This window comes from Isoptericola sp. NPDC056578, from assembly GCF_042793275.1.
In the GTDB taxonomy this organism is placed as follows: Bacteria; Actinomycetota; Actinomycetes; order Actinomycetales; family Cellulomonadaceae; genus Isoptericola.
This window is the reverse complement of sequence record NZ_JBHTVC010000079.1, coordinates 1-20,697: the sequence shown is the minus strand read 5'-3', so window position 1 is coordinate 20,697 and position 20,697 is coordinate 1. Positions and strand designations below refer to the sequence as shown.

General features: G+C 73.2%; 19 protein-coding genes. 8 read left to right on the top strand and 11 right to left on the bottom strand.

The features are described 5' to 3' along the window. The first annotated feature begins 144 nt into the window (after window positions 1–144). Entirely contained in the window at window positions 145–1,629 is a 1,485-nt protein-coding gene (locus ACFQ80_RS20975) for an FGGY family carbohydrate kinase (protein ID WP_430565018.1), read from the top strand. A 77-nt stretch (window positions 1,630–1,706) separates the two neighbouring features. Next, the gene (locus ACFQ80_RS20970; protein WP_430565017.1) at window positions 1,707–3,080 is read left to right on the top strand and encodes a serine hydrolase domain-containing protein; all 1,374 of its coding nucleotides are present in this window, start codon (window positions 1,707–1,709) and stop codon (window positions 3,078–3,080) included. A 63-nt stretch (window positions 3,081–3,143) separates the two neighbouring features. On the opposite strand, the gene ACFQ80_RS20965 is transcribed toward ACFQ80_RS20970, so the two are convergent. From ACFQ80_RS20965 to ACFQ80_RS20925, 9 genes are all read right to left on the bottom strand, one after another. Beyond that, window positions 3,144–4,610: an extracellular solute-binding protein gene (locus ACFQ80_RS20965; protein WP_430565016.1), complete on the bottom strand. Its 1,467-nt coding sequence runs from the start codon at window positions 4,608–4,610 to the stop codon at window positions 3,144–3,146. 140 nt (window positions 4,611–4,750) lie between these two features. Beyond that, complete coding sequence (locus ACFQ80_RS20960; protein ID WP_430565015.1) at window positions 4,751–5,671, bottom strand: carbohydrate ABC transporter permease; 921 nt, start codon at window positions 5,669–5,671, stop codon at window positions 4,751–4,753. Continuing rightward, complete coding sequence (locus ACFQ80_RS20955) at window positions 5,668–6,210, bottom strand: hypothetical protein (protein ID WP_430565014.1); 543 nt, start codon at window positions 6,208–6,210, stop codon at window positions 5,668–5,670. The genes ACFQ80_RS20960 and ACFQ80_RS20955 overlap by 4 nt, the downstream gene beginning before the upstream one ends. Beyond that, window positions 6,188–7,468, bottom strand: a complete 1,281-nt coding sequence (locus ACFQ80_RS20950; protein WP_430548684.1) for a glycoside hydrolase family 28 protein — start codon at window positions 7,466–7,468, stop codon at window positions 6,188–6,190. The genes ACFQ80_RS20955 and ACFQ80_RS20950 overlap by 23 nt, the downstream gene beginning before the upstream one ends. 105 nt (window positions 7,469–7,573) lie before the next feature. After that, window positions 7,574–9,082: an extracellular solute-binding protein gene (locus ACFQ80_RS20945; protein WP_430565013.1), complete on the bottom strand. Its 1,509-nt coding sequence runs from the start codon at window positions 9,080–9,082 to the stop codon at window positions 7,574–7,576. A gap of 17 nt (window positions 9,083–9,099) precedes the next feature. Then, window positions 9,100–9,771 carry a YesL family protein gene (locus ACFQ80_RS20940; protein WP_430548682.1) on the bottom strand — a complete coding sequence of 224 codons (672 nt, stop codon included), beginning with the start codon at window positions 9,769–9,771 and terminating at the stop codon, window positions 9,100–9,102. After that, a complete protein-coding gene (locus ACFQ80_RS20935) occupies window positions 9,771–10,751 on the bottom strand; it encodes an ABC transporter permease (RefSeq protein ID WP_430565012.1) in 981 nt (326 codons plus the stop codon). The genes ACFQ80_RS20940 and ACFQ80_RS20935 overlap by 1 nt, the downstream gene beginning before the upstream one ends. A 281-nt stretch (window positions 10,752–11,032) precedes the next feature. Next, window positions 11,033–11,554 (bottom strand): dihydrofolate reductase, encoded by a 522-nt coding sequence (locus ACFQ80_RS20930; RefSeq protein ID WP_430565011.1) that lies wholly within the window; start codon window positions 11,552–11,554, stop codon window positions 11,033–11,035. Window positions 11,555–11,567: 13 nt separating this feature from the next. Further along, on the bottom strand, window positions 11,568–12,371 hold the full coding sequence (locus ACFQ80_RS20925) for a thymidylate synthase (RefSeq protein ID WP_430548679.1): 804 nt from the start codon (window positions 12,369–12,371) through the stop codon (window positions 11,568–11,570). Window positions 12,372–12,549: 178 nt separating this feature from the next. On the opposite strand from ACFQ80_RS20925, the gene ACFQ80_RS20920 reads away from it, so the two are divergent. After that, window positions 12,550–13,923: an NAD(P)/FAD-dependent oxidoreductase gene (locus tag ACFQ80_RS20920; RefSeq protein ID WP_430565010.1), complete on the top strand. Its 1,374-nt coding sequence runs from the start codon at window positions 12,550–12,552 to the stop codon at window positions 13,921–13,923. On the opposite strand, the gene sigJ is transcribed toward ACFQ80_RS20920, so the two are convergent. Together sigJ and ACFQ80_RS20910 are read right to left on the bottom strand one after the other, a co-directional pair. Next, complete coding sequence (sigJ, locus tag ACFQ80_RS20915) at window positions 13,905–14,822, bottom strand: RNA polymerase sigma factor SigJ (RefSeq protein WP_430565009.1); 918 nt, start codon at window positions 14,820–14,822, stop codon at window positions 13,905–13,907. The genes ACFQ80_RS20920 and sigJ overlap by 19 nt on opposite strands. A gap of 9 nt (window positions 14,823–14,831) precedes the next feature. Next, window positions 14,832–15,578 carry an SDR family oxidoreductase gene (locus ACFQ80_RS20910; protein ID WP_430565008.1) on the bottom strand — a complete coding sequence of 249 codons (747 nt, stop codon included), beginning with the start codon at window positions 15,576–15,578 and terminating at the stop codon, window positions 14,832–14,834. 205 nt (window positions 15,579–15,783) lie between these two features. Here ACFQ80_RS20910 and ACFQ80_RS20905 point away from each other — a divergent pair, with 205 nt between their 5' ends. The 5 genes from ACFQ80_RS20905 to ACFQ80_RS20885 all read left to right on the top strand — a co-directional run bounded on the left by ACFQ80_RS20905 (window position 15,784) and on the right by ACFQ80_RS20885 (window position 20,680). After that, window positions 15,784–16,290 (top strand): OsmC family protein, encoded by a 507-nt coding sequence (locus tag ACFQ80_RS20905; RefSeq protein ID WP_430565007.1) that lies wholly within the window; start codon window positions 15,784–15,786, stop codon window positions 16,288–16,290. Beyond that, window positions 16,287–17,210 (top strand): hypothetical protein, encoded by a 924-nt coding sequence (locus tag ACFQ80_RS20900; protein ID WP_430548674.1) that lies wholly within the window; start codon window positions 16,287–16,289, stop codon window positions 17,208–17,210. The genes ACFQ80_RS20905 and ACFQ80_RS20900 overlap by 4 nt, the downstream gene beginning before the upstream one ends. Continuing rightward, window positions 17,207–17,725: an SRPBCC family protein gene (locus ACFQ80_RS20895; RefSeq protein WP_430565006.1), complete on the top strand. Its 519-nt coding sequence runs from the start codon at window positions 17,207–17,209 to the stop codon at window positions 17,723–17,725. Before ACFQ80_RS20900 ends, ACFQ80_RS20895 begins: the two co-directional genes overlap by 4 nt. Window positions 17,726–17,801: 76 nt before the next feature. Further along, entirely contained in the window at window positions 17,802–19,121 is a 1,320-nt protein-coding gene (locus ACFQ80_RS20890) for an aminotransferase class I/II-fold pyridoxal phosphate-dependent enzyme (protein WP_430565005.1), read from the top strand. A gap of 272 nt (window positions 19,122–19,393) precedes the next feature. Further along, entirely contained in the window at window positions 19,394–20,680 is a 1,287-nt protein-coding gene (locus tag ACFQ80_RS20885; protein WP_430565004.1) for a hypothetical protein, read from the top strand. Window positions 20,681–20,697 lie beyond the last annotated feature (17 nt).

The window sequence follows — 20,697 nt, the reverse complement described above, 5'->3', positions numbered from 1 at the left end:
GGGGGGCCCAACTTATTGGTTAAAAACCCCGTGTCTCGCCCGTGGTGTTCGTCCTTCTGTTCACCGGTTCTCCCTGGGTTCCACCAGCGAGGACGCCGGGCCGGTGTCCTCGTCCCACCCAGAGAGACCTCGAAGGAAGCAACGATGCCCCTCGTCGCCGGCGTGGACACGTCCACGCAGTCCTGCAAGATCGTCGTCCGCGACGCCGAGACCGGGCGGCTCGTGCGCTCCGGCACGGCCAAGCACCCCGACGGCACGTCGATCGACCCGCAGCACTGGTGGGACGCGTTCCGCGCCGCGGCGCAGGAGGCCGGCGGCCTCGACGACGTCGCCGCGATCACCGTCGGCGGCCAGCAGCACGGCCTCGTCGCGCTCGACGCCGAGGGGCGCGTGGTCCGCGACGCCATCCTGTGGAACGACACCCGCTCCGCCGCGGCGGCCGAGGACCTGATCGCCGAGCTCGGCGACGGCGACCGCGAGGCCGGCGCCCAGGCCTGGGCCGACGCCGTCGGCTCCGTGCTCGTCGCGTCCCTCACCGTCACCAAGGTGCGCTGGCTGCGGGACGCCGAGCCCGAGAACGCCGCACGCGTGGCGGCCGTCGCGCTCCCCCACGACTGGCTGAGCTGGCGCATCGCCGGCTACGGGCCCGAGGGCGAGTCGCCGCTCGGCCCGCAGCTCGACGCCCTGTTCACCGACCGCTCCGACGCCTCCGGCACCGGCTACTACGACGCCGAGGCGGACGGCGGCGCGGGCGCCTACCGGCCCGACCTGCTCAAGCTCGCCCTGGGGCGCGACGACGTCACGCTCCCCCGCGTGCTCGGCCCGGCCGAGTCGGGCGGCGTCGCGCACGCGTCCGTCGCCGGCGCCGACGTCGACGGCGGGGCCCTGATCGGCCCCGGCGCCGGCGACAACGCGGCCGCCGCGCTCGCACTGGGCATGACGCCCGGCGACATCGCGATCTCGATCGGCACCTCGGGCGTCGTGTCCGCGGTCGCGCCGACGCGGACGGCCGACGGTTCCGGCGCCATCAACGGCTTCGCCGACGCCACCGGCAACGCGCTCATGCTCGCGGTGACGCTCAACGCGGCCCGCGTGCTCGACGCCGCCCGGGCCGTGCTCGGCGTCGACGTGCACGAGCTCGCCGACCTCGCGCTGGCCGCACCCGCGGGCGCCGACGGCCTCGTCCTCGTGCCCTACCTCGAGGGCGAGCGCACCCCCAACCGCCCCGACGCCACCGGCACGCTGCACGGTGTCCGCCTCGCGACGTCCACCCGCGAGCACCTCGCCCGCGCGTACGTCGAGGGCATGCTCTGCGGCCTGGCCGACGGGCTCGACGCGCTGCGCGCCCAGGGCGTGCCGATCGAGCGCGTCATGCTCATCGGCGGCGCCGCGCAGTCCCCCGCGGTGCAGCAGGTGGCCACGCAGGTCTTCGGCCTCTCGATCGGCGTGCCCGAGCCGGGCGAGTACGTGGCCGACGGCGCCGCGCGCCAGGCCGCATGGGTGCTCTCGGCGGCCGCCGACCCGGCCGCCGCGGCGCCCTCCTGGTCGACGACGGTCGCCACCACCCTCGACGCCGACCCGCGGCCCGTGGTGCGCGAGCAGTACGCCGCCGTCCGCGACCTGGTCTGAGCCGGGTCCTCGCCGCGACCCCGACGGGGCGGCGAGGGCCCTGGTCACGACCGGAAAGCGGTTACTAGGCTGACCGCATGATCGACCTGATCCCGCTCGTCGAGCGCGCCGTCGCGCTCGACATCGCCCTGCACACCGTCGACGTGCGCGTGGGCGACGACCGACCGGTCGCGGCCAGCGCCCCGACCCGAGGCCACGACGTCCCGCAGCGGATGTACTCGGTGTCAAAGACGGTCACGGGCCTGGCCGTCGGGCTGCTCGCCGCGGAGGGGCGCCTCTCCCTCGACGACCCCGTGGTGAAGCACTTCCCGGACCTCGTCGACGGCCATCCCGCCCACCCCTGGCTCGAGGCCACGACCCTGCGGCACATGCTGGCGATGGTCGGCCCGCACCGCTCGACGACGTACAAGGTCCGCGAGGGCGGCTGGCTGGAGTCGTACTTCCGCGTCGGGCCCACGCACCCGCCGGGCACCCTGTTCACGTACGACACCAGCGCGTCGTACACGCTGGCCGCGCTGGTGGAGCGGACCGCCGGCGGCACGCTCGCCGACTACCTGCGCCCGCGGGTGCTCGACCCGCTCGGGGTCTCCCCCGGCCTGCGTTTCCTGCCCGGCCCCGACGGCTTCAGCCACGGCGGCTCCGGCCTGATCTGCACCCCCGACGACCTGGCACGGCTCGCCCGGCTCCTGAACGACGGCGGCGTGCACGACGGCGCGCGGCTGCTCCCGGCCGACTACCTCGCGGCCGCGACGGCGCCGCAGTCGCACCCCGCCACGCAGACGTGGGGCGGACCCTTCCGCGCGGGGTACGGGTACCAGCTGTGGCTGCCGCCCGTCGGTGGCTGGCTGATGTTCGGCCTGGGCGGGCAGATCGTCTACGGCGACCCGGAGCTGCTGGTCGCCGTGGTCGTCACGGCCGACTCCCAGGCCGCGGCGAGCGGCGACCAGAAGCTGCTCGACCTCGTCCTCGACCACCTCGTCGAGCCCGCGCGCGGGCTGGCGCGGGCGGGCCGGGGCGCCGCCGCGCCTCCGGCCGCTGCCGCCGTCACGACGCTCGCCTGGCCCGCCCCACGGCACGACGCCGCACACGTCCGCCCGCTGGGCGGCACCTGGACCAGCCGCACCCCGGGCGCGGGTCCGGCGGAGCTCACGCTGGCCGTCGGGGCCCGCGGCGGCACCCTCGCGTCGTCCGACGGCTGGTCGATCACGCTCGACACCGCCGGCCCGCTGACCACCGCGATCGACACCGAGCCGGCGGTCGTCACGGCCGGCTGGTCCGCCCCCGGCACCCTCGACGTGCGCGCGGGGACGCACGGCGACGAGCTGGCCACGCTCCGGCTGCGTCTGGCCCTCGCCGACGACGGCACGCTCGCCGTCCAGTCGCAGGGCTTCGGGGAGACCCTCGACCCGCGGTGGACGTTCCACGCCGCCTTCGCCCCGAGCGACGGCTGAGCCCGCCGGGACCAAGGGTCCCGACGGGCTCGGCCAGGGTGGGGCGGCGTCAGCCGGCGGGCGTCAGCCGTTCACCTCGGCGTGGGAGGCCGTGAACTCCTCGAGGATCTGGTCGAGCCCCTGGCCCCCGAGACCGTCGACGAGCGCCTCGTACTCCGCCATGTCGATCTGGCCGACGAGGTACTGGTTGTACGCGTCCTTGGCCTCGCCGTAGAGCGTGGTCCACTGCCGGTCGTACGTCTCCGAGGTCAGCGACTGCGTCGGGTTGACGACGGAGTACTCCTCGTTCTCCGCCATCTTCTCGTTGCCCTCGTCGACGTACGGCTCGGCGCTCTTGTACGTCACGACCTTCTCGGACGGGCGCGACGACGCGTACGGCTGCACCTCCTGCTCCCAGAGGGTCTGGTCGGTGATCGAGACCACGCCGTCGCCGTCGACCTCGTAGTGCGTGCCCTCGATGCCGTTGGTCATGAGGCCGTAGGCCTCCTCGTCGAGCAACTTGTCGACGAACCCGAGGACCTTCTTCAGCTCCGCCTCGGACTTCACGTACTCCTTGGGGAACGCGAGCCAGCCGCCCATGCCGCCGCCCGTGTCGGTGAGGATCCGCCGCGGCACGTCGCCCTGCGTCATGTCGTTGACGAGGGCCCACTCCATCGGCGTCTCGGGGTTGCTGTCCTGGGCGGTCGCGAGGTAGCCCTTCGCCTCGAAGAGGCCGGTGACGACGATGCCCCCCTTGCCCTGCGCGATGGCGTCGAGCTGGTTCGTCTTCTGCATCGTGACGAACTCCTGGTTCACCGCCCCCGACTCGTAGACGCCGCGGTACCACTCCATGGCGCGCTTGAACTCGTCGCTCGCGAAGACCGCGTGCACCTGGCCGGCGTCGTCCACCGTGAAGTCGTCGCCCGCGCCGAAGTAGCCGCTCAGGGAGCGGAAGCCCAGGTCGAAGCTCTCCTCGCGGTCGAGGAACCCGGTGGTGTCGTCCTTGCCGTTGCCGTCCGGGTCGTCCTTCGTGAACGCCTCGGCCACCGCCGTCAGGTCGTCGATCGTGTGCGGCACGTCCAGCCCGAGGTTGTCCAGCCAGTCCTGGCGCACCAGGACGCCGTAGCGCGCCTTGTTCTTCTGGACCGGCACGCCGTACAGGTGGCCGTCGATCCGGGCGGAGGCCGTCGTCTGCTCGTCGATCTTCGACAGGTTCGGGAAGTCCGCCAGGTAGTCCTCGACGTCCCAGAACATGCCCGACTTCAGCGACTGCCGCACGAGCGCGCTGTCCGCCGGGGCCATCGACACGATGTCGGCCAGCTTGCCCGTGGACAGGGCGGCGTTGAGCTTCTCCGCCGACGACGCCGCCGGCACCCAGCTCACCTCCAGCTCCTCGCCCGTGTGCTCCTCCAGGGCGGACTCGATCGGGCCGTCCGCCTCCGGCGTCGTCGGGGTGTGGAGCGTGGCCATCCAGGTGATCGGACCGTCGGCGCTCGCCTCGCCGCCCCCGCCCGACCCGCCGCCGCACGCGGTGAGGGCCAGGGCCGTCACCAGCACGGCCCCGACCGCGCCGGCCCGACCGGCCCGTCGTGGTCCCCCTACCGGGACTCGTCGCATCATGCGTCTCATCTCGTCGCACCTGCCTCGTCGCAGGTCGTTTCGGTGGGTGGGCTCGGCACCGCCGGGCCCCGTCAGCCCTTCACGGAGCCGATCAGCGCGCCCTTGACGAAGAACCGCTGGACGAACGGGTAGACGATCAGCATCGGCAGCGTCGCGACGAAGATGACGGCCATCTTCACCGACTGCGCCGGCGGCACGACGTCCACGGCGCTCTCGTCGGCGTTCATGCCGCTCGCGACGATGACGATCTGGCGCAGCAGCACCTGGATCGGCCACTTCGTGGAGTCGTTGATGTAGAGGATCGCGGCCTGGTACGTGTTCCAGTAGTAGACGGCGTAGAAGAGGCCGATGGTGGCGATCGACGCGAGCGACAGCGGCAGCACGATGCGCAGGAACACGCCCAGGTCGGAGCAGCCGTCGATGCGGGCGGCCTCCTCCAGGCTGTCCGGGATGCCCTGGAAGAAGCTGCGCATGATGACGAAGTTGAACGCGTTGATCGCCACCGGCAGGATCAGCGACCACAGCGAGTCGATGAGCCCGAGGCTGTTCACCACGATGAACGTGGGGATCATGCCGCCGCTGAACAGCATCGTGAACACCACGAGGAAGTTGATGACGCGGCGGCCCCTGAGGTACCGCTTCGACAGCGCGTAGGCCATCAGCGACGTCAGCAGCAGGCTGACGAAAGTACCGACCACGGTGACGAACACCGAGACGCCCATGGCCCGGAAGATCGTCGACGTCGACAGGATGTACCGGTAGGCGTCGAGCGTGAACGTCTGCGGGATGAGCACGAACGGGCGGGTCGCGAGCTCGCCCGGCGTCGCCAGCGAGCTGCCCAGCACGTTGATGAACGGCAGGACGCAGATCAGCGCGAAGGCGCTCAGGACGATGACGTTCACCACCCGGAACACGCGCATCCCGGTGGTGGGCCGGTGGATGCGGCTGCGCTCACGGGTGGCGGCTCGCGGCGCTGCGAGGGTCTTGCTCATGAGGTGCTCCCGGTCTCGGACGTGCGGTCGGTGGCCCGCGCGGCGGTGGAGCCGGCGGGCGGGTCGGTCGGCCGCACGGCGAACAGCCCCGCGGCGACGAAGAAGAGGAAGGCGATCGGGTAGAGGACGAGCTGGCTGCCGAACAGGCACGCCAGCCCCGCCCCGAGGAACCACCAGCCGGTCGACCGGCGGGCAGGACGGCGGTGGGCGACGTAGATCCCGGCGGCGGCGACGAGCAGCACGACGACGAGCGTCAGGCCGAACCACGCGGCGAGCGTGCGCGCGGCGTCGTAGGCGTCCGCGGCTTCGAGCCGCATGCCCGCGCCCGTCATCGCGGGGTACACCGCGTCGAGGAACGTCTGCTCGTCCGCCCGGTTCATCACCAGCGCGAACCCGCCGAGGAAGACCGCCGACGTCACCATGCCCGCGACGGTCACCCAGGTCTCGGCCGTGCGCCGGATCGTCGGCCCGTGGCCGTCCGGCGCCGCGCCGGCACGCACGGGCTCACGCACCCGGTCACGCATCGAGACGCTCGCCATCGACCCGCACCTCCGTCAGCCGCAGCGTCGGGCTCTCCTCGACGACGACGCCCGGGCCCTCGCAGCCCTCGATGCGCACGCGCGACACGTCGGAGTCGGCGACGAAGCCCAGGTGGAGGCCGGCGCGTCGCATCTCCGGCACGCCGTCGGCCATCGCGGGCACGCCGGGCACGGCGTCGGCGGCGTAGGAGATCGTGACGTCGTCGAGCGTCACGTCCGTCAGGGGCTGTTCGGGCAGGCCGTAGAGGTGACCGGCGGCGGCGTGCACGTCACGCGCGGTGATGTGCGTCAGGTGGATGCGGCGGAACACGGGCGTCGCGTCGCCCACCGGGTGCGGGGCGCGGTCCGCGACGTGGGGTTCCTTGCCGTCGGGCCCGCAGAAGTAGAAGGGGTTGATGACGAACGGGGTCATGACGCCCCGCATCACGACGTTCGTCACGCGGACGTCCTCGACCACGCCCCCGCGCCCGCGGCGCGACTTGATGCGGATGCCGCGGTCGGTGCCCTCGAAGACGCAGTTGCTGATGACGACGTCCCGCACGCCGCCGCTCATCTCGGACCCGATGACGACGCCGCCGTGGCCGTGCACCATCGTGCAGTTGGTGATGGCGACGTTCTCGCAGGCGATCCGCTCCGGGTCGCGCTCGGTGCCCGCCTTGAGGACCACGCAGTCGTCGCCGACGTCGATGTGGCAGTCGCTGATCCGCACGTTGCGGCACGACTCGGGGTCGATGCCGTCCGTGTTGGGCGAGTCCGGCGGGTTGACGATGACGACGTTGGAGATGGTGACGCCGTCGCACCGCAGCGGGTGCACCGTCCAGCTCGGGGAGTTGGTCAGGCGCACGTCGCGCACCGTGACCCGCGTGCAGTCGTGCAGGCCGACGAGCGTGGGCCGCGGGTGGGCCAGCGACGCCCGGTCGTGACGGAAGGTGTCCCACCACGGGGCGCCGCCGCCGTCGATGGTGCCGAAGCCGGTGATCGCGACGTCCGTCTCGCCCGCCGCGTACAGGCACGGGGAGTGGATCGTGGCCGGGGCGCCCTCCCAGCGGGCGTCGACCGGCGGGTACAGCGCGGGGTCGGGCACGAACTGGAGGAGCGCGCCCGCCTCGAGGTGCAGCTCCACGTGGGAGCGCAGGCGCAGGGCCCCGGTGCGATGGGTTCCGGCGGGCACCACCACGGTGCCGCCGCCGGCGGCCGCGGCGTCGTCGATCGCCGCCTGGAACGTGGCCGTGGCGAGGGTCTCGTCGAGGGTGTGCACGTGTGGCCTCTCGGTCGTCGTCGTGCCCAGTGCTGCGAGCGGGCGTCCGGCCCCGGAACGGGGCGGAACAGGGGCCGGACGCCCGCTCACGGCATCAGGGGGTGGTCAGCCGTTCACCTTGGCGTACGCGGTGGAGTACTCCTCGATGATCTGGTCGAGGCCCTGGCCGCGGAGCCCCTCGATCACGGCCTCGTAGTCGGCCATCTCGATCTGCCCGGTGAGGTACCGGTTGTACGCGTCGTTGACCTGCTCCTCGATGGTCGACCACTGCCGGTCGAACGTGTCCGACGACAGCGACTGCGCCGGGTTGATGACGACGGCGGGCTCCTGCTCCGCCATCTTCTCGTTCGCCTCGTCGACGTACGGCGCGGTGCTCTTGTACGTCACGACCTTCTCCGAGGGCCGGGACGACGAGTACGGCTGCACCTCCTGCTCCCACGCCGTCTGGTCGGTGATCGTCACGACGCCGTCGCCGTCGATCGTGTAGTGCGTGTCCTCGATGCCGTTGGTCATGAGGCCGAAGGCCTCCTCGTCCAGCAGCTTGTCGATGAACGAGAGGACCTTCTTGAGCTCGGCCTCGTTCTTCACCTCGGTCTTCGGGATGGCGAGCCAGCCGCCCATGCCGCCGCCCGTGTCGGTGAGGATGCGGTGCTCGACGTCAGCGGTGTGCATGTCGTTGACCAGCGCCCACTTCATGGGCGTCTTCGGGTCCGCGCTCTCCGCGAGGGCCATGTAGTTCTTCGCCTCGAACAGGCCGGTGACGACGATGCCGCCCTTGCCGCGGGCGATCGCGTCCTGCTGGTTCTGCTTCTGGACGGTGACGAACTCCTGGTTCACGGCGCCCTTCTCGTACACGCCGCGGTACCACTCCATCGCCTCCTTGAAGGCGTCGGTGGTGAACGCGGGCACGACCTGGCCGTCGGCGGTGACCTCGAACTTGTCGCCCGCGCCGAAGTATCCGGAGAGCGACCGGAACCCGACGAGGAAGCTCTCCTCGCGGTCGATGAACCCGGTGGTGTCGTCCTTGCCGTTGCCGTCCGGGTCGTCCGTCGTGAACGCCTCGGCCACCTTCGTCAGGTCGTCGATCGTGTGCGGCACCTCGAGGCCGAGGCTGTCCAGCCAGTCCTGGCGCACCAGGACGCCGTAGCGCGCCTTGATCTTCTGGAACGGCACCCCGTAGAGCTTGCCGTCGAGCTTCGCGGCCTCGAGCGTGTCGGGGTCGATCTTCGCCAGGTTCGGGTAGTCGGCGAGGTAGCTCTCGACGTCCCAGAACTGCCCGGAGCCGAGCGCCTGCCGCACCTGGGTGCTGTCGGTCATCGTGAGGGACACGATGTCGGCGAGCTTGCCCGACGCCAGGGCGGAGTTGATCTTCTCCTCCTTCGAGGCGTCCGGCACCCACTGCATGTCGAACTTCTGGCCCGTGTACTCCTCGAGCGCCGACTCGATGACGCCGTCCTTCTCCGGCGTCGTCGGCGTGTGGAGCATCGTCATCCAGCTGATGGGGCCGTCGTCGGCCTCGGCCTCGTCGCCGGACCCGCCGTTGCCGCAGGCGGTCAGGGCCAGCGCGGCGACGGCTGCCGCCGCCGCGCCCTTGACGAACATGCCTCTCCTCATGGTGCGACTCCTCTTTCTCATGCCACCTGCTCCGTCACAGGCGCGTCGATGGAACTGCGGTACGGCGCGTGGGTGTCCGGCTGTTCCGGGACCTGCGCCAGGGGACGAAAGACGATGCGGGTGACGACGCCGACAGCGCAGGCCGGGATCCCCACCCCGAACAGCACGAGCAACGGCGACGCGAACTGCCACAGCAGCCAGCCCGTGAGGGCGACGGCGGTGGTGCCGAGGATGGTCCAGTGCAGCGAGCCGAAGCCGATCAGGAGCGCGCTCGCGAGCTGCCGGCCGACGGGCGCGACGTCGGTCGCGACCATGACCGGGTACACGTAGGCGGCGGCGACGGCGAGCACGACGAGCGCCACGACGTTCAGCGCCTGCACGGTCCAGCTCGGGGCACGGAAGACGTTGGTGACGATGACGGCGCCCGCGCCCGCGAGGATCCAGCTGACGACCATGGCGCGCCACGGCTGCTCCCGGACGCCGGCCACGAAGGCCCGGGCGACCGGCGGCGTCTCGCCGTGGCGGAACCAGCCGTCCACGTACCGGGCCAGAGCGTACGACGCCGGCCCGGCGCCGAACAGGCCGAGCCCGAGGACGGTCGTCGCGAGCCAGAGCACGTTGAGGTAGGCGAACCGGTACACGCCGGTCAGGAACGTGTTGATCCGGACGAAGCCCTCGAACGAGAACATCAGTAGACGCCCTCTTCGCCGAACTTCTTCGCGAGCCGGTTGGCCATGACGACGAGGATCAGGCCGACGAGGCCCTTGAAGAGGCCGACCGCGGCGGCGTAGCTGAGCTGCCCGTTCTGGATACCCGTGGTGAACACGTAGGTGTCGAAGATGTCGCCCACGGACCGGTTCAGCGAGTTCATCACGAGGAACATGTGCTCGAAGCCGAGCTCCAGGAAGTCCCCGATGGCGAGGATGAACATCACGATGATGGTGGGCCGGATGGCCGGCAGGGTGATGTGCCACGTCTGGCGCATGCGGCCCGCGCCGTCGAGCTCTGCGGCCTCGTAGAGCTGCGTGTCCACCGCCGTCATGGCGGCGAGGTACACGATGGTGCCCCAGCCGGCGCCCTTCCAGATCTCCTGGCCCACGTACAGCGGTCGCAGCCAGTCGGGGTCGGTGAGGAACGGGACCGGCTGGCCGCCCCACTCGACGATGAGGTTGTTCACCGCGCCGCCGTCGGTCGAGAGCAGCACGTAGAAGATCGACGCGACGATGACCCACGACATGAAGTGCGGCAGGTAGATGACCGTCTGCACGGTGCGCTGGAAGACCTTGGTACGGACCTCGTTGAGCAGCAGCGCCAGGATGATCGGCACCGGGAACGAGAAGATCAGCAGCAGGAGCGAGATCACCACGGTGTTGCGCAGCAGCACCAGGAACGTGTCCTCGGAGAAGAAGCGCACGAAGTGGTCGAAGCCGACCCACGGGCTGCCGCCGATGCCGAGGAAGGGCATGTAGTCCTGGAAGGCGATGACCAGGCCACCCATGGGCGCGTACTTGAAGACCAGGAAGTACAGGATCCCCGGCACGGCCATGAGGTAGAGCGCCTTGTGCTTCCACAGCGCGGACACCCGCTTGCGCTCCGGTCGCGCCGGGGTGGCGCCACCGGACGTCGGCGTCGTCGGAGCCGCGGTCTTCGCGGCGGTGACCGCGCTCATCGCCGCAGCCCCTCGTTCATCACAACCACCATTGGCGTGCCCCTCTGCTCTTCCTCGAGCTGTCCGCGCTCCGTGGTGAAACGCGCCGGTAACCGGTTTCTCGGAAACGTACCGGACGGGTACCGGAATCGGCAAGCGCCTTCCACCGATCGGTGTCGAGATCGTGATCTGGCGATGCCTGGACGCGGTGGGAGCGCGCCCGCGCCACGGCCTGCCGGGCCGTCCGGAGACGAGGAGGGCCCGCGCCTCGCGAGCCGACCGCCTCGAGGGCGGGCCGGCTGTCAGGCGGTGCCGAGGGCGCGCGCGTAGGTGCGCACGCGATGGCGCAGTGCGCCCGGGCCGGACGACGTCGCCCACACGCCGTCGTCGGCGACCTTCCAGGTCAGGGCGTCGACGACAGGGGCGAACGCGTCGCCCGCGACCTCCAGGTCGATCTCGGTGACGACGAGCCTGTCCGCGAGCGCCAGCGTCGCGGCGTAGACCTCGCCGCCGCCCATCACCCAGACCTCGTCCCCGCCGGGAGCCGCGGCGGCGAGCGCCAGGGCCGTGCCGACGGAGCCTGCGACGACGGCGCCGTCGTCGGACCAGCCCGGCCGCCGCGTCACGACGACGTTGGTGCGTCCGGGCAGCGGGCGGCGCGGCAGCGACTCCCAGGTGCGGCGCCCCATGACGACGGGGTGCCCCGCCGTCGTCGCCTTGAAGTGCGCGAAGTCCTCGGGCACGCGCCAGGGGATCTCGCCTGCGGCACCGATGACGGGCCGGCCCGCGGCGTCGCGCGCCTGGGCCCAGATCAGACCGATCACGTCGTCGCCGGGGTCAGACGGCGACCGGGGCCTTGATGCCCGGGTGGTGCTGGTAGCCGAGCACCTCGATGTCCTCGTACGCGTAGTCGAAGATCGAGTCCCGGGGTGCGAGGCGGAGCGTCGGGTACGGGTAGGGGTCGCGCTCCAGCTGGGTGCGGACCTGCTCCTCGTGGTTGTCGTAGACGTGGCAGTCGCCGCCCGTCCAGACGAACTCCCCCACCTCGAGCCCGGTCTGCGCGGCCACCATGTGCGTGAGCAGCGCGTAGGAGGCGATGTTGAACGGCACGCCGAGGAACAGGTCGGCGGAGCGCTGGTACAGCTGGCAGCTGAGCTTCCCGTCGGCCACGTAGAACTGGAACAGCAGGTGGCACGGCGGCAGCGCCATGTCGGCGAGCTCGGCCACGTTCCACGCGCTGACGACGAGGCGGCGCGAGTCGGGGTTGACCTTGATCTGGTCGATCACGCCCGCGATCTGGTCCACGTGCTGCCCGTCCGGCGTCGGCCACGACCGCCACTGCACGCCGTACACCGGCCCCAGCTCGCCCTCCGGCGACGCCCACTCGTCCCAGATCGTCACGCCGTGCTCCTGCAGCCAGCCCACGTTGGACTCGCCGCGCAGGAACCACAGCAGCTCGTACGCCACGGACTTCAGGTGCACCCGCTTGGTGGTGATCAGCGGGAACCCCTGCTGCAGGTCGTAGCGGATCTGCCGGCCGAACACGCTGCGCGTGCCCGTCCCCGTGCGGTCCGCCTTGTGCGTGCCGTGCTCCAGCACGTCGCGCAGGAGGTCCTCGTACGGGGTGGGGATGGCAGCCATGCGGCAACCCTACGACCCCCGGGAGGCCGGCGGCGGCGTCGGGACCGCGCGTCGTCCGACGGTCCGCCCGACGTCCGCCACGACGTCTCCGACATCACACCACCCGACCGTCACGGAGCGGCACGCTGCGTGGTCGACGTGGTGAGAGCGCCCGACGGGCGCGGCACAGGAGGCAGTGATGCGACGCATCGTGATCGTCGGTGGCGGCTACGCGGGCTTCACGGCGGCCCGGGAGCTGGAGAAGGGGCTGCGGCGAGAGCTGCGGCGCGGGGAGGTGGAGCTGGTGCTCGTCGACCCGCGCCCGTACATGACCTACCAGCCGTTCCTCCCGGAGGTGGTGGCCGGGTCCGTCGAGGCGCGGCACGCGGCGGTGGCCCACCGCGGCCACCTGCGCCGCACGCGGCTGGTCGACGGGTCGGTGGTGCGCGTGGACCACGCGGACCGGGTCGTCGTCGTGCGGCCGCGCTCGGGCGAGCCGTACCGCCTGCCCTACGACACGGTCGTGGTGACGGCGGGCGCGGTGACGCGCGTCTTCCCCGTGCCCGGGGTCGCGGAGCACGCGATCGGGATGAAGCACGTCGAGGAGGCGGTGGCCATCCGCGACCGCCTGCTGACGTCGTTCGACCGGGCCGCGAGCCTGCCGCGCGGGCCGGAGCGGGAGCGGCTGCTGACCGTGACGTTCGTCGGCGGCGGGTTCTCCGGCGTCGAGGGCTTCGCCGAGCTGCTGTCGCTCGCCCACGACCTGCTCCCCCGGTACCCCGAGATCGACGCCGCCGAGCTGCGGTTCCACCTCGTGGAGCTGAGCGACCGCATCCTGCCGGAGGTGACCGACCGCCCCGGCCGCTGGGTCGTGGAGCAGCTCGAACGACGTGGCGCGCGCGTGCACCTGGGCACGGGCCTCGAGTCCGCTGCCGGCGGCGTCGTCCGGCTCTCGACGGGCGAGTCGTTCGCGTCGGGCCTGCTGGTGTGGACGGCGGGCAACGCCGCGAACCCGGTGGTCGCGACGCACACCGACCTGCCGGTCGACCGGCGGGGGTACCTCGTCGTGCGCCCCGACCTGCGGGTCGGCACCGACGACGCGCCCGTGGACGACGCGTGGGCCGCGGGCGACGGCGCCGCCGTCCCGGACCTCGCCGTCGCGCGGCCCGGCGCGCTCGCCGTGCCGAACGCGCAGCACGCGGTCCGGCAGGGCCGGCGCCTGGCACGGAACCTGGTCGCGAGCCTGCACGGCCGCCCGACGCGGCCGTACGTGCACGGCAGCCTCGGCGTGATCGCGACGCTGGGTCTGGGGTCCGGCATCTTCCAGCTCCGCCGGCTGGTCGTGCGCGGCCGCCTGGCGTGGCTGATGCACCGCGGGTACCACCTGCTCGCCATCCCGACGTGGGAGCGCAAGGCCCGCGTGCTCGCGGTCTGGCTCACCGCCGCGGCCTTCGGGCGCGACGTCGTCTCCCTCGCGTCGGTGCAGACGCCCCGGGCCGCCTTCGCCGCGGCCACCACGCCCGACGGCGAGGCGGCGGGGCCCGCCCGGGACACTCAGGAGGCGGTGGCGTAGCCCGTCAGCTTGTCGGGGTTGACCTGGACGTACACGTGCTGGACCCGCCCGTCGGCGACGTCGAGCGCGAGGAGGGCGAACGGTGCGCCGTCCAGGTCGACCACGACGGCGGGCAGGCCGTTCGCCTCGACGGGGCGCACCGTGCCGGCGTCCCAGAACTTGCGCCACACGTTGTCGAGGAAGAGCGACACCCGCGCCAGGCCGACCAGGTCCACGCGCGACGCGTGCACCCGCCCGCCGCCGTCGGGGCGCGCGACGACGTCGTCGGCCAGGTAGCGCTCGAAACGCGCGAGATCCCCCTCGTGCGCGGCGGCCACGAGCTCGTCGAGCAGGCGCCGGTGCTCGCCGGGGTCGACGGGCACCGCCTCGCGCGTGCCCAGCCGGTCGCGCGACCGGCGGGCGAGCTGGCGCGCGTTCGCCTCGGTGAGGTCGAGGATCTCCGCGATCCGCCCGTACGGGTAGCCGAACGCCTCCCGCAGCACGTACACGGCCCGCTCCACCGGGGTGAGCCGCTCCATGAGCAGCAGGGTCGCCAGCTCGAGGGCCTCCGCCCGCTCCGCACCCAGCGCCGGGTCGTCGGACGTGTCGACCGGCTCGGGGAGCCACGGGCCCACGTACGTCTCGCGCCGGGCGCGGGCCGACGTCGCCGCGTTGATCGCGAGCCGCGTCGTCACCGTCGTGAGGAAGGCCGCCGGGTTCCGGACCCGGTCGCGGTCCGTGCCCTGCCAGCGCAGCCAGGCGTCCTGCACGACGTCCTCCGCCTCCGCGACGCCCCCGAGCATCCGGTAGGCGATGCCGAACAGCTGCGGCCGCACGGCGAGGAACGCGTCGAGCGCCCCGGTGCCCTCGGTGTCGCCGAGGGGGCCGGGGCGCTCGGGCGCGTCGGGACGCGACGTCATGCGGCCACGCTACGCCCGCGCCCCGGCGAAGTCGGCGTACGTCACCGCGCCGAGCCGGGCGTCGCCCTGCGGCACGATCGAGTCGGCGGCGAGCACGGCCCCGAAGTACGGCGCGGCCGGGTCTGCCACGACGGTGCGGGCGTCTCCCGACGCCGCGAGCGCCGCGGCGATGAACTCGTCGAACCGGACCCGCTCCGGCCCGGCGATCTCGAGGACGCCGTCGCGCGGATCCCCCGCGGCCGCCTCGGCCACGAACCGCGCCACGTCCGCCGACGCGATCGGCTGGAACCCGACCGGCGGGATGCGCACCTCCCCGTCGACCGTGGCGCCGTCGGCGATCCGCGGCGCGAACTCGAAGAACTGCGTGGCGCGGACGACCGTCCAGGGGACGCCGCCGGAGCGCACCAGCTCCTCCTGCGCCACCTTGGCCCGCAGGTACCCGGAGTCCGGGTTGCGGTCCGTGCCGACGATCGAGAGCACCACGTGGTGCCGCACGCCCGCGCGCTTCTCGGCGTCGAGCAGCGTGCGCGTCGACGTCGTGAAGAAGCGCAGCACGTCGTCGTCCGCGAACGACGGCGAGTTCGACACGTCCACGACGACGTCGGCGCCCGCGAGCGCCGCGTCCACGCCCTCGCCGGTCAGGGTGTCCACGCCCGTGCTGGGCGCGGCGGCGACCGCGTCGTGCCCGGCCTCCGTGAGGTGTGCGATGACCTGCGTCCCGATGAGTCCCGTCCCACCGACGACCACGATCTTCATGAGCCTGTCCTCTCTGCGGTGCTTCTGAGGTGTCCCTGCGGCGGGCGGCCCGGTGGCCGCCCCGCACCCTGTCGACCGGGGACGGCGGCGGACCGTGACAGCTTCCGGCGTGTGACCCCGGCCACACCGGAATCGGACGGGTGGCCCGCACGTTCTCCTCGGGACGTCCCGGACTTCCCCGGACGAGCAGTGGGAGGATCGCCTCATGACGGACCAGAGCACCGTGCCCGACACCGCAGCCCCCGTGACCCCGTCGCCCACCGACCCGCTGTGGGTGGAGCGCACCGGCAACCGCACCTACCGCGGCCACACGGCCCGCGGCGCGAGCGTGGAGATCGGACCGGTGGAGGCCGGCGCCGTCTTCACGCCGGGCGAGCTGCTCAAGGTGGCGCTCGCCGCGTGCGCGGGCATGAGCAGCGACACGAAGTTCGCCCGGGTGCTCGGCGAGGCGTACGAGGCCGTGATCCGGGTCGAGGACGCGAAGGACCTGCAAGAGGACCGCTACCCGGTGCTCACCGAGCGCTTCGAGATCGACCTGTCGGGGCTCGACGAGGCCACGCGGAACAAGACCCTGCTGCTGGCGCAGCGCTCGATCGACAGGGCCTGCACCGTGGGCCGCACCCTCAAGGCGGGCGCGCTGGTGCCGCCGGCGGTCTTCGAGCAGCCGGCGCCCGACGAGGCGCAGGGCGACACGGAGGACGCCGCGTCGTGACCGCGCGCGGCAGGGGTGACGAGGGCCCGACGCCGGGCGACGAGGTCGTGCGCCCGGACGGGGCGGGCGACGGGCCGGGCGACGAGGTCGCCGAGGTCCGCGACCCGGCCGCGCGCCGCGAGGAGTGGGCGCGGTACCGGCCGACGCCGCTGCTCGACGCGCTCCTCGACAAGGCCGTGACGATCCCGTCCGCCGCGATCCACAAGCACGTGGACCGCCTGCGGGCGCGCAACCCCGAGGCCGACCCGGCCGGGATCGTGCGCATCCTCGAGAAGGAGTACCTGACCCTGCTGACGACGGCGGGGGGCGCCGTGGGCGCGGCGGCCGCCGCACCGTCGGTCGGGACGGCCGCGGCGACGGCCCTCACCACGGGCGACGTCGCGACGTTCTTCGGGGCGTCGGCCGCGTTCGCTCTCGCCGTCGCCGACGTGCACGGCATCGAGATCGACGACGTGCCGCGGCGTCGCGCCCTGCTCCTGGCCACCGTGCTGGGCGACCGGGGCGCGAAGGACGTGGAGAACGCGATCGGCGGCTCCTCCGTGGCGTGGGGCAAGGTGCTGCTCACGTCCATGCCGCAGACCACGATCAAGCGGGTCAACAAGACCCTCGCCCGCCAGTTCCTCAAGCGGCAGGTCGCCAAGCAGGGCTCGCTCGCGCTCGGGCGGCTGCTGCCGTTCGGCGTCGGGTTCGTGGTGGGCGTCGCGGGCGGGCGCGCGCTCGGGCACGGCGTCGTGGCGCAGTCGCGGCGCGCGTTCGGCCCGCCGCCCGAGCACTTCCCCCGCGTCGTGGAGCTCGTGCTCGAGCCGGGCGACGACGTCCCCACGCTGCGCGCCCTCGACGCGCCCCGGCGCACGTCGCCGAGCCGGTGGCTGCCGCGCCGCAAGGGGCGCGGCGGCGCGACGGAGGACGACGCCTCGTGACGGCACCCGGCACGACCGCCGCGCACCGCGTCGAGGTGGCGCGCGTCGTCCCGGTCGAGGCGTCCGTCGCGTTCGCCTGGGTCGCGGACCTGCGCACCCACCCCCGCTGGATGGTCGCCACCCGGCTCCAGAGCCCTGCGGGGCACGGCCCCGAGCTGGGCGACCGCTGCACGATGGCGAGCGGCCCGGGCGCGCGGCGCGACCCGGGCAGCGCCCTGGGTCGCCTGGTGATCGTCGACCGGATGGTCGTGGAGCAGCTGGAGCGACCCTCCACCGCCGCCGCACGGGTGGGGCGCACCCGGCTGCGCAAGCTGGGGCCGGTGCTGCTCGGCGAGGCGGGCTTCGACGTCGTCCCGATGGACGCCGGCCGCTGCCGCGTCGTGTGGTGGGAGGAGGCCTGGCTCGCGGGGCCGCTCCCCCGGGCCGTCACCGCCCCGCTGGTCGGGCTCGCCCTGCGGGGCTTCATGCACCTCTCGCTGGCCCGGCTCGCGCGGGCGCTCGACCGCCGGCGCTGACCGGCCGCGCCGACCGCTCGCCGCACGGTCGCCGCACGGTCGTGGGACGCCCTGCCGCAGCCGACCCACGGCCGGTATGGTCCGTGGGGTGAGCACCGAGGGTTCCACCGCGCCGTCGTCCACCGCCCAGGCCGCCCAGGCCGCCGGCCTCGCCGAGAGGCTCGAGGACCTGCGCCGCCAGTACGCCGACCTGCAGGCCCGCGGCCTGAGGCTCGACCTCACGCGGGGCAAGCCGTCCGCCGAGCAGCTCGACCTCTCCGAGCCGCTGCTGGCCCTGCCCGGCGAGGGCGACCACACGGCCGAGGACGGCACGGACACGCGCAACTACGGCGGCCTCGCCGGGCTCCCCGAGCTGCGCCGCATCTTCGCCGAGCTGCTCGGCGTGCCCGTCGACCAGCTCCTCGCGCAGGGGAACGCCTCGCTGACGCTGATGTACGACACGATCGTGCAGGCCCTGCTGTTCGGCGTGCCCGGCTCCGAGCGGCCCTGGTCACGCGAGGAGCAGATCACGTTCGTCTGCCCCGTGCCCGGGTACGACCGGCACTTCGCGATCTGCGAGGAGCTCGGCATCCGCATGGTCACCGTGCCGATGACGCCCGACGGCCCCGACGCGGAGGCCGTCGCCGCCCTGGTCGCCGACGACCCGACGGTCAAGGGCCTGTGGGTCGTGCCGACGTACGCCAACCCGGACGGCTCGGTCGTCTCGGAGGCCGTCGCCCGGCGCCTCGTGTCGATGCCCGCCGCCGCCCCCGACTTCCGCATCTTCTGGGACAACGCCTACGCCGTGCACCACCTCACGGAGCATGAGGCGAAGTCCGCGCACGCGATCGACCTCGCCGCGGAGGCCGGCAACCCCGACCGCGTGCTCCTGTACGCGTCGACGTCGAAGATCACGTTCGCCGGGTCCGGGGTCGCGTTCTTCGCGGCGTCCCCGGCCAACGTCGCCTGGTTCACGAAGCACCTGGGCATCCGCTCGATCGGGCCGGACAAGATCAACCACCTGCGGCACGTCCGGTTCTTCGGCGACGCGGAGGGCGTGCGCGCCCACATGCGCAAGCACCGCGAGATCCTCGCGCCCAAGTTCCGCGCCGTCGTCGACATCCTCGACGAGCGGCTCGGTGACGCCGGCGTCGCCACCTGGACCCGGCCCGACGGCGGGTACTTCGTCTCCGTCGACGTCGTGCCCGGCACCGCGGCGCGCGTCGTGCAGCTCGCCAAGGAGGCCGGCATCGCGCTCACGCCGGCCGGCGCCACGTTCCCGTACCACCAGGACCCGGACGACCGGAACCTGCGCCTCGCGCCGACCATGCCCCCGCTGGACGAGGTGCGGGTCGCGATGGACGGCGTCGCCACCTGCATCCTGCTCGCCGCGGCGGAGGCCGCCACCGCGTCCTGAGCACGCCGGGACGGTGCGGGCGCTCGACGGGGCGTCGTCCCGCTCGACGAACAGAGCCGATCGAGCGCCCGCACCACCTCAGGCCTGCGGGATCACAGGATCTTCGCGCTTCCTCTCGGGGCGGGTCACGACGGCCCGCTGCGACCTGCACACGCCCGGCCTAGGCTGCTGGGGACGCCCGCGGCAGACGCCGGAGCCCGCGGCGCGCGGCCCTCGTGCCGGCGGGTGCGGCGGGCGTCGGACAGACGACCCCGACCTGGACCCGACGCTCCGTGACCTCTTCCTCCCCCCGCAACCCCGCCCCGGGCGACCCCGTCGACGACCCGCACGACGACGCGAAGGAAGCCCCCGCCAAGACCCGGCTCTCGCTCACCCAGGTGGTGGCGAGCGCCCTCGCCGCGGTCAGCGCCACGGTGCTGATGTCCTTCTTCGGCGTCGCCGGGACGATCATCGGCGCGGGCCTGGCGAGCGTCGTCACGGTCATCGGCAACTTCCTCTACACCCGCTCGATCGAGAAGACGCACGAGCAGCTCAAGCCGGTCGTCACCAAGGTCGTGGCCCGCACCGGCCCCGCCGCCCCGCGCTCGCGCACCGCCGCGATGCGCGTCACCGGCACCGCCACGACGGCGCGGGGCACCGTGGTCAGCACGTCGGACGCCGCCGACGCCCGGGCGGAGGGCACCCCGGGCGACGCGCCGACCGTCGAACGACGGTCCGTCACGGAGACGCTGGCCGACGGCACCGTCCCTGGCACGCAGCCCCTCGACGCCACCGCGCCGCTCGGGGAGACCCGCCCCCTCGGACCGGTCGGCGCCGTCGACGCCGGGCTCGCGTCCGCGGACGGCGAGAGCTCCGACGATGAGGGGCCCGACGGCGACCTCCCCGAAGGGGAGGAGCCCGAGCCTCGCAACGCCTGGCTGCGCTTCGTGGAGAAGCACGGCACGGGCAAGGTGCTCGCGATGTCGGCGGCCGCCCTGTTCGTCGTCGTCATGGGCGTGGTGCTGGTCGTCGAGCTCGTCATCGGCAAGCCGTTGTCCGACGCGGTGCGCGGCCAGGAGGGGTCCGGCACGAGCATCAGCCGTACCTCGAACGACTCCGACGACTCGACCACCGTGCCCACCCCGACCAGCCCCGCCGAGGACCCGGCGAACGTGCCCGGGGACGACTCCGGCACCGACCGGGACCCGGACGAGTCCACGACCGGCACCACCGACGGGAGCACGGACCAGCCGACCGACGGGTCCACCCCGGACGGCACGACCGGCACCGACCCCGGGACCGACTCCGGCACGGACACGCCTACCGACGGGTCCACCGGCGGCACCACCGGCGGCGGCACGGACGACGGCACCGGCACGGGCACCGACGGCTCGGACGGCGGCACCGGCGACGGCGCCGACGGCTCCGACGACACCGGCGGGGGCACCGACACCGGCACCGACACGGGTGCCGGGACCGGGACCGGGGGCACCGCCCCCGACGCCGAGCAGGGCTCCGGCTCGTCGTCCGGCTCCGCCCAGGACGGCGCCGCCACGCCGACGCCCACCCCGGCGTCCTGAGCCGACCTCCGAACGCC